Origin of the sequence: Caballeronia sp. (assembly GCF_028292365.1) — a bacterium.
Classification (GTDB): Bacteria; Pseudomonadota; Gammaproteobacteria; order Burkholderiales; family Burkholderiaceae; genus Caballeronia.
Genome location: NZ_JAQGMM010000364.1, coordinates 1 through 10,268 on the forward strand (window position 1 = coordinate 1; position 10,268 = coordinate 10,268).

11 protein-coding genes are annotated in these 10,268 nt (G+C 60.9%); 9 read left to right on the top strand and 2 right to left on the bottom strand.

The annotated features are described in order from the left end of the window. Positions 1–133 precede the first annotated feature (133 nt). The 5 genes from ribD (at position 134) to JWR14_RS22335 (ending at position 5,173) form a co-directional block, all read left to right on the top strand. Positions 134–1,270, top strand: a complete 1,137-nt coding sequence (gene ribD, locus JWR14_RS22315) for a bifunctional diaminohydroxyphosphoribosylaminopyrimidine deaminase/5-amino-6-(5-phosphoribosylamino)uracil reductase RibD (protein WP_299711643.1) — start codon at positions 134–136, stop codon at positions 1,268–1,270. A gap of 28 nt (positions 1,271–1,298) precedes the next feature. Beyond that, on the top strand, positions 1,299–1,940 hold the full coding sequence (locus JWR14_RS22320) for a riboflavin synthase (RefSeq protein WP_299711646.1): 642 nt from the start codon (positions 1,299–1,301) through the stop codon (positions 1,938–1,940). Positions 1,941–2,368: 428 nt separating this feature from the next. After that, positions 2,369–3,349: an ABC transporter substrate-binding protein gene (locus JWR14_RS22325; RefSeq protein ID WP_299711649.1), complete on the top strand. Its 981-nt coding sequence runs from the start codon at positions 2,369–2,371 to the stop codon at positions 3,347–3,349. 91 nt (positions 3,350–3,440) lie between these two features. Then, positions 3,441–4,415, top strand: a complete 975-nt coding sequence (locus JWR14_RS22330; protein WP_299711652.1) for a ribose ABC transporter — start codon at positions 3,441–3,443, stop codon at positions 4,413–4,415. Next, positions 4,412–5,173, top strand: coding sequence for an ATP-binding cassette domain-containing protein (locus tag JWR14_RS22335; RefSeq protein ID WP_299711655.1), 762 nt, complete (start codon positions 4,412–4,414; stop codon positions 5,171–5,173). Before JWR14_RS22330 ends, JWR14_RS22335 begins: the two co-directional genes overlap by 4 nt. 59 nt (positions 5,174–5,232) lie before the next feature. Here JWR14_RS22335 and JWR14_RS22340 read toward each other — a convergent pair whose 3' ends face one another. After that, the gene (locus tag JWR14_RS22340) at positions 5,233–6,462 is read right to left on the bottom strand and encodes an MFS transporter (protein WP_299711659.1); all 1,230 of its coding nucleotides are present in this window, start codon (positions 6,460–6,462) and stop codon (positions 5,233–5,235) included. A gap of 12 nt (positions 6,463–6,474) precedes the next feature. Next, positions 6,475–7,584, bottom strand: coding sequence for an alkene reductase (locus JWR14_RS22345; protein WP_299711662.1), 1,110 nt, complete (start codon positions 7,582–7,584; stop codon positions 6,475–6,477). Between the two features lie 248 nt (positions 7,585–7,832). On the opposite strand from JWR14_RS22345, the gene JWR14_RS22350 reads away from it, so the two are divergent. The 4 genes from JWR14_RS22350 to JWR14_RS22365 form a co-directional block, all read left to right on the top strand. Continuing rightward, entirely contained in the window at positions 7,833–8,717 is an 885-nt protein-coding gene (locus JWR14_RS22350; RefSeq protein ID WP_299711665.1) for a LysR substrate-binding domain-containing protein, read from the top strand. Positions 8,718–8,847: 130 nt separating this feature from the next. Continuing rightward, complete coding sequence (locus tag JWR14_RS22355) at positions 8,848–9,195, top strand: hypothetical protein (RefSeq protein WP_299711668.1); 348 nt, start codon at positions 8,848–8,850, stop codon at positions 9,193–9,195. Positions 9,196–9,198: 3 nt separating this feature from the next. After that, a complete protein-coding gene (locus JWR14_RS22360; RefSeq protein WP_299711672.1) occupies positions 9,199–9,714 on the top strand; it encodes a hypothetical protein in 516 nt (171 codons plus the stop codon). Between the two features lie 135 nt (positions 9,715–9,849). Beyond that, the coding region (locus tag JWR14_RS22365) for a 3,4-dihydroxy-2-butanone-4-phosphate synthase (RefSeq protein WP_299711675.1) at positions 9,850–10,268 on the top strand (419 nt) is incomplete at its 3' end.

Consider the following 10,268-nt stretch of genomic DNA (forward strand, 5'->3'; position numbering starts at 1 on the left):
CCGGCGTCTACTTCGCGCCATCGGCGTATGAGGCGGGATTTGTATCGATCGCCCATGACGATGCCGTGATCGACGCGACGCTCGACGCCGCCCGCGGCGCGTTCGCTCACCTCGCCGCTTAAGCGCCGCCGCCATGTTCTCGCAGACCGATTTCTCGCACATGGAGCGCGCGCTGGCGCTGGCCGCGCGCGGCATGTACACGACGACGCCGAATCCGCGCGTCGGCTGCGTGCTGGTGAAGGACGACGATGTGATCGGCGAAGGTTTCACGCAACCCGCCGGTCAGGATCACGCCGAAGTTCGCGCGCTGAAAGACGCGCGGGCGCGGGGCCACGATCCGCGAGGCGCGACTGCTTACGTCACGCTCGAACCATGCAGCCATTTCGGCCGCACGCCGCCGTGCGTGCATGCGCTGATCGACGCGCGGGTCGTGAGAGTGATCGCAGCCATGGAAGATCCGAATCCGGCAGTGTCCGGGCGCGGACTGGCAATTCTCCGCGATGCGGGTATTGATGTGCGCTGCGGCCTTTTGGCCAATGAAGCGTACGAGATGAACATCGGCTTTGTGTCGCGCATGACGCGCCGCCGTCCGTGGGTGCGCATGAAGGTCGCGGCTACGCTGGATGGCCGCACAGGTTTGCCGACGGGCGAAAGCCAGTGGATCACGGGCGAAGCGGCGCGTGCCGATGGTCACGCATGGCGTGCTCGCGCGTGCGCAATCCTGACGGGCATTGGCACGGTGCGCGAGGACGATCCGCAACTGACCGTGCGCGCAGTGGAGACGCCGCGACAGCCGCAACGCGTATTAGTCGATAGCCGCCTGGACGTGCCGCTCACGGCGCGGATTCTGGAAGGCGCGCCGCCGTGGGTGTTTTGCGGCGCTGAGCCCGACCCCGCGAAAGCCGATGCGCTGCGTGAGCGGGGTATCGAATTCACGCCGTTGACGAACGAGCACGGCAAGGTCGATTTGCCCGCCATGCTGGGTATCCTTGCTGACCGCGGGATTAACGAATTGCACGTGGAAGCCGGCCACAAGCTCAATGGCTCGCTGTTGCGCGAGGGATGTGTCGACGAATTGCTGGTCTATCTCGCGCCAAGTTTGCTGGGCAACGCGCCGGGCATGTTCGATTTTGCCCCGCCCGATACACTCAATGCCCGGCCGCATCTGCGGTTTCATCGGATCGACCGGTTGGGCGATGACCTGCGGATTCTGGCGCGCTTCGCGGTGGTGAAAACCGACGCGCCCACGGACGCAAAACCGATCATCTAAACGCACAACAATCTAAGGAAGCTCGACGATGTTCACAGGAATTGTCGCGGCGGTCGGCCGCATCGAAGCGGTTACGCCGTTGGGTTCAGCCACCGATGCCGATACCGGTGTGCGTCTTACAGTCGCCTCCGGCGGGCTGGATCTCGCGGATGTGGAACTTGGCGACAGCATCTCCATCCAGGGCGCGTGCATGACCGTGATAGAGAAGTCAGCGGCGTCGTTTGCCGTCGATGTGTCGCGCGAGAGCCTTAGCAAGACGGCAGGACTTTCCGTTCCCGGCGATGTGAACCTGGAGAAGGCGCTGCGTGCGCACGACCGGCTGGGCGGGCATCTGGTATCGGGACATGTGGATGGTCTTGGTGAAGTGACGCATTTCGCGCCTGTCGGTGAGTCGCATGAACTGCGAATTCTGGCGTCGAGCGATATCGGTAAATATCTGGCTTATAAGGGCTCCGTGACGGTAAACGGCGTGAGCCTGACGGTGAATACCGTGAACGATCGGCCCGATGGCTGCGAGTTTTCGATCAACCTGATTCCGCATACGGTGGAAGTCACGACGTTGCGGCATTTGAAAGCCGGCGCGAAGGTCAATCTGGAGATCGATCTGATTGCACGGTACGTGGAGCGGATTCTGTCTGTATCGCCTAATGGTCATCAGGCAACTCCCTGATCGAAGACGTGGTTCGCGGCGGCGGCTGTTGCCGCACGATTGCCCAAGCATGGCGTCCGTTATCTGACTTTTTTCGGCGGATACACGGACCACTGTTTCTCAGTGTCCTTAAAGTGGGATAGGCAAGGTCCATGCGCCGCAATGGCGTGACCCAGGGAAGTGACCGTCGTGATGTGCCATCACCATAAGCAAGTCATCACGTCGGGTAACAAGCCGATCGCCATCGGCATAGCTGAAAATTTTCGCGACACCACTAAACACCACACCCCTAAACGACCTGCCAGCCGCAACGCAATCTAGCGTTGTCATTCCAATGGTCACTGGCACCGCTCGCGCCTATACTGCCGAACAACCGATTGCCGTCGCCATGAAGCGTGCAAAATAAGTCGGGCGTCGCGGGTCGGACTCAAAAACTGGAGGAAGACAAAATGAAGCGTTTCGTTTCCCGCTGTACGGTTGCGGCCTCAACGATCATCGTTTGTTTGCTGTCGGGACTCGCGCACGCGGATGCTGCGCATCCGGTGGTTGCACTCCTGCCCGGTGTGGTTGATCCGTTCTACTTCACAATGCATCGCGGCGCGGAACGGGCGGCCAAGGAAGAGAAAGTCGAGTTGCTGTTCCAGGTTCCCAAAGCGTGGAACACCAGTGAGCAAGTGCCTATCCTCAAGGCGTTTATCGCTAAACGTCCTGACGTGTTGCTGATTTCGCCAGTCGATAAACAACAGTTAATCGGACCGCTGAAAGAAGCCGCCGATGCCGGCATCAAGGTCATTACCGTCGACACCTATATCGGCGATGGACACTATCAGACGGGCAAGGGCGATGCGGATTTCCCGCTTTCGTATATTGCTTCGGATAATCTCGAAGGCGGCCGAGTCGCGGCACGTGCGCTTGCCAAAGCTATCGGCGATAAGGGCACGGTTTATTGCGAGAACAACAAGCCCGGGATCTCAAGCACCGACGCGCGTGCTGAAGGCTTCGCGGAGGAAATGAAGAAGCACCCGAACATCACCGTGCTGCAAACGCTGTACAACGAGGACGATGCCAACCAGGCCGCTGCGCACGTCGCGGCGGTATTGGCGCGCAATCCGAATCTCGCGGGCGTATTCGGCGCCAACACTTTCTCCGGCAGCGGCGCGGCCCAGGGCGTAAAGGCGGCGGGCAAACAAGGCGTCGTCAAGGTGGTCGTATTCGATGCGGTGCCGGGCATCGACAAGCAAATCAAGAGCGGCCTCGTCGATATTGCGATTGCACAGCGCCCGGATGAAATTGGCTACTACGGCGTCAAGTACGCCGCCGACGTCATTCGCGGCAAGAAGATTCCCACCCTCAAGAGCACGGGTTTCGAGGTCCTCGATAAAACCAATATCGACAAGCCCGACATGCAGCAATACATCTATTCGAACTAGCCACAACAGGCCGGTTGAAGTCACATAGATCGGCCCCACCGCGTGCGCCTCCGTGCACGCGGGTTCTGCTCATGACAACGCGGATAACTCCATGGATAACTCGCGTCTCGACAAGATCGCGCTGATTACCAAACTATGGCCGTGGCTGTTCCTGGCCGCCCTGCTCGCCTTCTTCGAGGTGTATGCGCAGATCTCGGCTCATCGGTCGTTTCTTTTTAACGCCTACAACCTGCAATCGATTGGTCTTGCCGCCGCCGCTCCGTTGCTGCTGGCCATCGGCCAGACCTTCGTGATCATCACGGCCGGCATCGATCTGTCCGCGGGCTTCGTGATGGGACTCGCGGCCGTCTGCGTGGCGCAGTTCACGCTGTTCGGCAGCGGCTCGCCATGGGTCCTGATCGTGTCCATCCCGCTCACCATCGTCGTCTGCCTGATACCCGGGCTGGTCAACGGCGTGCTGATCGCGTGGCTTGGCGTGCCGGCCTTTATCGGCACCCTCGGCATGTACGGCGTGGCGCGGGGAGCAGGCTTTCTCGCGGCAGGCAGCGGCATGACTGTCTCGGTGGACAACGCCGGTCTTGCCTGGCTCGGCGCCGGCTGGACGCCGGTGGTGCTGACCGGGGTGCTGCTAGTGATCATGCACCTGTTGCTATCGAAGACGCGTTTTGGCCAGTACACCTACGCGATAGGCGGCAACCCGCAGTCGGCGGTCCGGGCCGGGATCAACGTCAAACGCCACCTGCTCGTGGTGTACCTGATCGCCGCCGCGTTCGCCGCGGTCGGCGGGATCATTTATACCGCGCGTTTTGCTGCGGGCGCCGCAAACGCCGGTGAACCCATGTTGCTCGATTCGATCGCCGCTGTGGTGATCGGTGGCGCGAGCCTGTTTGGCGGGACTGGCAATGTCGTCGGGACGCTGATCGGCGCGCTGATCATCGCTGTGATCCAGTTCGGACTGGTGTTCGTCGATGTCAACGCGTTCTGGCAATTTATCGTGGTGGGTATTGTCATCATCCTGTCGGTACTGATCGATCAATACAAGGACCGTCTCGGAGGCGCCCAATGACCACGCCGATCCTGGAGGTGCGCGACATCTCGATCCGCTTTGGCGGCGTGGAGGCGCTCAAGCACGTTTCATTGCAGTTACTGCCGGGCGAAGTGCTGGCGCTCGCCGGCGACAACGGTGCGGGTAAGTCGACGTTGATCAAGATCATTTCAGGCGTCTACCGGGCCGACCAGGGCGAACTGCTGTTCGACGGCGCGCCGTTGCAATTGCGCGATCCGCAAGACGCGCGCGCTCGCGGGATCGAGACGATCTATCAGGACCTTGCGCTGGCCGATAACCTGGATGTCGGCAGCAATATCTTCCTGGGACGCGAACCGCTGCGCCGGCAACTGGGCTTTCAGGTTATCGACCGGCCGCGCATGGCGCAGGTCGCACGCGAGGTGCTGAAGCGCCTCGACATCGTGATTCCCGAGCGCAAGCTCGGCGGTCCGGTGAAGATGCTCTCCGGCGGACAGCGGCAGGCCATTGCAATTGGCCGGGCTATTTACTGGAACGCCCGGGTGCTGATCATGGATGAGCCCACCGCCGCGCTGGGCGTGCCCGAGCAGCGCAAGGTCATGGAGTTGATCACGGCGTTGAAGGCCGAGGGCGTCTCCGTGCTCCTGATCTCGCACAATCTGCATGACATCTTTGCAATCGCCGATCGCATTGTCGTGCTGCGGCGGGGCGAAGTGGCCGGGGAGCGGCAGGTCCAGCAAACCAATGGCGATGAAATCGTGCACCTGATGGTCGGCGATACCTACGTGAGCCCCGGATAGGCGCGACATCGGGAAGCAGAAGCCACCGATGCCGCGACAAAGCCAGACGACTTCATCGATCAGGCGGCAGCGCAAGCCAGCTTCGGCGCCTGTACCGCAAGCCTGCGGATGACGACCGTCAGGACTAACGCTGCTATTTCGCAGGCGGCAGCGGTCCAGCCAAGATCGCTCACCGAGGTAAGACTCAATGTGAGTGAACCGAGCGCGGCGCCGAGCGAAAAGCCGAGATACATGAACGATGCGTTCAGCGACAGGGCAATCGGCGTCCCACGCAGGCCCGCGATGCTGATCAGCCCTGCTTGCTGCGCGGGGTAAAACGACCAGTGCGCCACGCCCCAGGCCACCACGCTCAGCAGGATGGGGACCAATGCCAATGATGTCGGCAACCAGTGCGCGCTCGCCGACATCAGCGAGAAAGCGAGGATCGACACGATCAGGCAGGGGACGATCACGCGGCGCGGGCCAACGCGATCCACCGCCTTGCCGCCGATGAACACACCGACAGCCGCCGCAACACCCCATGTGAACAGGACATAGCCAATCTGCGCGCCATGCAACGGCGTCGTCCTGGCGATGAACAGGGCAAGGTAGGTGTAGATCGTGTAGGCGCCCATCGCCCACAGCGTGGTGACGAGCAAGGTCATCAGGATGACTGGCTGGCGTGCGACATGGACACGTTCGCGCAGCGTGGCGGTAGGCAACCCCGCGCCTATCGTGCGGGGTAAGCCGAACAGCAAGCCAGCCGTGGCCACGGCGGACAGCGCGGCGACGCCCGCAAACGTCATGCGCCAGCCGAGCCGGTCACCGATCAGCGCGCCAAGCGGCACGCCGAAGGCAACTGCGATCGTGATGCCGCCGTTGACGATGGCCAGCGCCGTGCCACGCCGTTCCGGACCGGCGATGGCGCCCGCCAGCGCATTGGCGCCGGGAACGTACAAACCGGCGGCTGCGGCGAGCAGGACGCGGGCCGCCATCAATTCCCAATAGTTCTGGGCGCCCCACGCAATGAGGTTAGCCAGCGTGAAGGCCGAGAGCGACAGGATCATCATTGTTCGCCGATGTAACCCGCCGGTCAAAGCCGTCAGGACCGGCGAACTGAACGCGTAGGCCAAAGCAAACACGGTCACCAGCTGACCCGTGGCAACAATGCTGGTGTGCAGGTCAGTCGCCATGTCGGGCAGCAGACCGGCGATCATGAAGCTCTCGGTGCCGACTGCGAACGTACCGAGGGCCAGCCAGTACAGCGGCGCAAGCGAAATGCGCGCGCTGGTCGAGTGAGTAGAGTTCATCACATGCTCCGCTTACGCTGCTACCAAGTCCTTGTCATAGAACGGATAGTCCGTATAACCGACATCTGTACCGCCAAAGAAACTGGGACGGTCATACGGATTCAGGGGCAACTGGCGGCGCAGGCGTTCAGGCAGATCCGGATTGGCGATGAAGTCGCGGCCAAATGCGACCAGGTCGGCATCGCCCGCCTGCAAGATGGCCTCGGCCGTTTGGCTCTTGAAGCCACCAGCAGCAATGATGGTTCCCTTGTAGTGCTTGCGAATCAGTTGCGCGGCGACCGGGTTCTGGTCCTTGCTTTCGTCATCCACATTGCCGAGCACACGCGGCTCGATCAGGTGCAGGTACGCCAGATTCAAGTTGGCCAGTTCCTCCGCTACGTAACTGAAGAGCGCTTCCGGGTTGCTGTCGGACATATCGCCCCACGTGCCGCTCGGGCCAAGGCGCACAGCCACGCGTTCGCTGCCCCACACCGAGATGACAGCTTGGGTCGCTTCGATCAAAAAGCGCGTACGGTTTTCGAACGAGCCGCCGTAGATATCGGTGCGCTTGTTGCTGCCGTCCTGCAGGAACTGGTCGAACAAGTAACCGTTGGCGGCGTGCAGTTCAACGCCATCGAAGCCGGCCTGCCTGCCGCGAATGGCGGCTGTGCGGAAGCTCTCGACCAGATCGGCGATCTCGGGGATGGTCAGCGCGCGGCTCGGCGTGTTCGGGACCCAGCCCGCTTCGGTGTAGGCAACGCCGCCATGCGGCACGGCGGAAGGCGCCACTGGCTCGGCGCCGCCCGGCTGCAACTGGCTGCTGGACTGACGTCCAGCGTGATAAAGCTGCAGGAAGATGCGGCCACCCTTGGCGTGCACGGCTTCCGTCACCAGCTTCCAGCCGGCAATCTGACTGTCGTCGTACAGGCCGGGCGCACCCAGATAGCCGTTGCCATTCGGCGCAGCAATGGTGGCTTCACCGATCAGGAAGCCGCCTTCTGAAGCGCGTTGTGCGTAGTATTCGGCCATCAACGGGCCTGGTTTCGCGCCTTCTTCGGCGCGCATGCGGGTGAGCGGCGCCAACACCACGCGATGGGAAAATTCGTAGGGACCGACTTTGATACTGGAATGAAGTTTGGACATGATTTCCTCAAGATTCAGTGGCTGGTGAATGTTGATCAACAGCGGGTTTTTGACCTTGAGGAGAGTGTATGGACTGACCAGGAAAAGAAAAATAGGCTAAGGTTCCGAATATATTGGACTAAAACGTCCGTAATCGACCCGTTCGCCCCAGCGTCATCTTTCGATGCAGTCTTCGAAATTAAGAACATTTCGCCCAGGTACTGGGCATATCGGACGCCTACGGCGTTAATTGATCTCGGGATACGGTGATGGATAGCCTCAGCGGTATTTCGATGTTTGTGCAGGTCGCGGAGACTCGCAGTTTTACTGAGGCGGGACGGTTGCTGGGCGTATCGTCGTCGGCGGTCGGCAAAAGCATTGCGCGCACCGAGGAACGCCTGGGCGTGCGGCTCTTTCACCGCAGCACGCGCAGCGTCACGTTAACAGCCGAAGGTGCCTTGTTCCTGGAGCGATGCCGGCGAATCCTGGGCGAGGTCGAAGCGGCAGAAGCTGAACTGTCCGATGCGGTGGGCAGTCCTCGCGGACGGTTACGGATCAGCACGCCGCAGCTGTCCGGGCTGATCATGCCGGTGCTGGACGGCTTCATGACGCAATACCCGGACATCGAGATAGATGTCGATTTCTCCGATCGCATGGTAGATATCATCGAAGAGGGTTTCGATGCCGTCGTTCGCACGGGTGAGCAGCTTGACTCAAGGCTGATATCGCGGCGCCTGGGCTCCTGCGGGCAGGTACTGGTCGCCTCGGCTGGATATCTCAAGGAACATGGCGTTCCTGCGCATCCCTCCGAACTCGTTCGGCACGCCTGTTTGCTGCATAAGTTTCCCGTCTCCGGCAAGCTGGAACGCTGGCCGTTCCAGCTTGCCGCGTCGGAAGCCGAGCCGGAGTTACCGCAGACCTTCGTCAGCAATACCATCGAAGTCCTGGGCTTTCTCGCGCTTCAGGATAAAGGCTTGACCCTCCTGCCAACCTTCCTCGTGCGGGAGGCGCTGGCGAGCGGCGCGTTGCAGATCGTGCTCGATGATTTCATCGACCAGACCGTCACCTTCTGGATCTTGTGGCCTGCAAGCCGTTACGCCTCGCCCAAACTGCGTGTTTTCATCGACTATGTGAGTGAGAATTTGAAGATTTAAGTTGAGCTCAATCAGGCGATTTTTGTGGCGACAGCGATCTTGTCCGCTTCAAGGAGAGCCTTCAACACATAAATATGTGTAGCACATAAGTCCGTGTTAAAATACCCACTAGCTATTAAGGAGCCGGACTATGGCGGAAACCGTAAATTTTACTGGAGCAGTTGATCGCGACCTGCTCAAGCGAGCGAAGATCCTGGCGGCAAAGTCGGACACCTCCGTGAACGCGTTGTTCAACGCCGAACTCCGCTATCTGGTCGAGACGTTTGAAGCTGCCGAAGCCAGCAACAACCAGAACTTCCGCGCCCTGCTCGATTTTTCGCTCGGCCGCATTGACGACAACCAGGCAATGCAAGCGCTGGGTATCGATAGCGACGAAGACCTGTTCCTCCTCATGGCCCAGGCTCATCTGCCGATGCCGCGATTGCCCGAATCGAATGTGAGCCGGATGGTTGACGACCTGAACGCGCTGCGAAAGTAACGCATGGCGACTAACACCACCCTGCTTCCAGACGCAGGGCCGCTGATCACGCTCGCCTATGCCGACGCACTCGATCTCTTATTGAAACCAGGTTGGTCTGTCGAGCTGGTCGACATGGTGTTGCACGAAGTCACGCGCCACGAGACGCCCACGAGCAAGCGCATCGCCGGCTGGGTACGCGACAACGGCGTGCGGCTTGTCGAGACAAAGGTGTACCACCACTACATGCAGTCGGACATGGCCGCGCCAGCCCGAAAATCGAACCTCGGCGAGCTGGCCGTTCAGCAAGCGATGAATGATTTTGGACTCGCTGACGGGCGGACCGGCGTGTTTTTGTTCGAAGACCACAAGATCGCGCGTGCAAGCTTTCTCCTACCGGACAACTGCCGCAAGGTGTCGACTCGGGCATTTCTGCTGTTCCTCGAACAACAGGGCTTGATTGAATCGGCAGCCGGCATTGAGCGCAAGGCGATTCTCGCGGGAAGGCATTTCTCGCAGATTCGTTTTCCACCGGACTAGGGCGCAACCGCTCCCCTGTGGATCTGGCTAATACCCAGCCAGATGGCCAACGCCAGCGCAAAACCGGCAAAACCAGCGCGTTGCCATCGGCGGTGGCGTAAAATACGCCCTTTCTCGCACCGGACGACTACCGCAATGACGCTCGCCTCCACTCCAGAGATCATCGCCGAGCTGAAGGCTGGCCGGATGGTGATCCTTGTCGACGAAGAAGACCGCGAAAACGAAGGCGATCTCGTCATCGCCGCCGATTTCGTCACGCCGGAAGCGATCAATTTCATGGCGCGCCACGGCCGTGGACTGATCTGCCTGACACTCACGCAGGAACGCTGCCGCCAGTTGAACCTGCCGCTGATGACGCAGCGAAACGGCACCCAGTACGGAACGGCGTTCACGGTGAGCATTGAGGCAGCCGAAGGCGTGACCACCGGCATCTCCGCCGCGGACCGCTCGCGCACCATTCAGGCAGCGGTTGCGCACGACGCGAAAGCCGAGCATATCGTCCAGCCCGGTCATGTATTCCCGATCATGGCGCAACCGGGCGGCGTGCTGGTCCG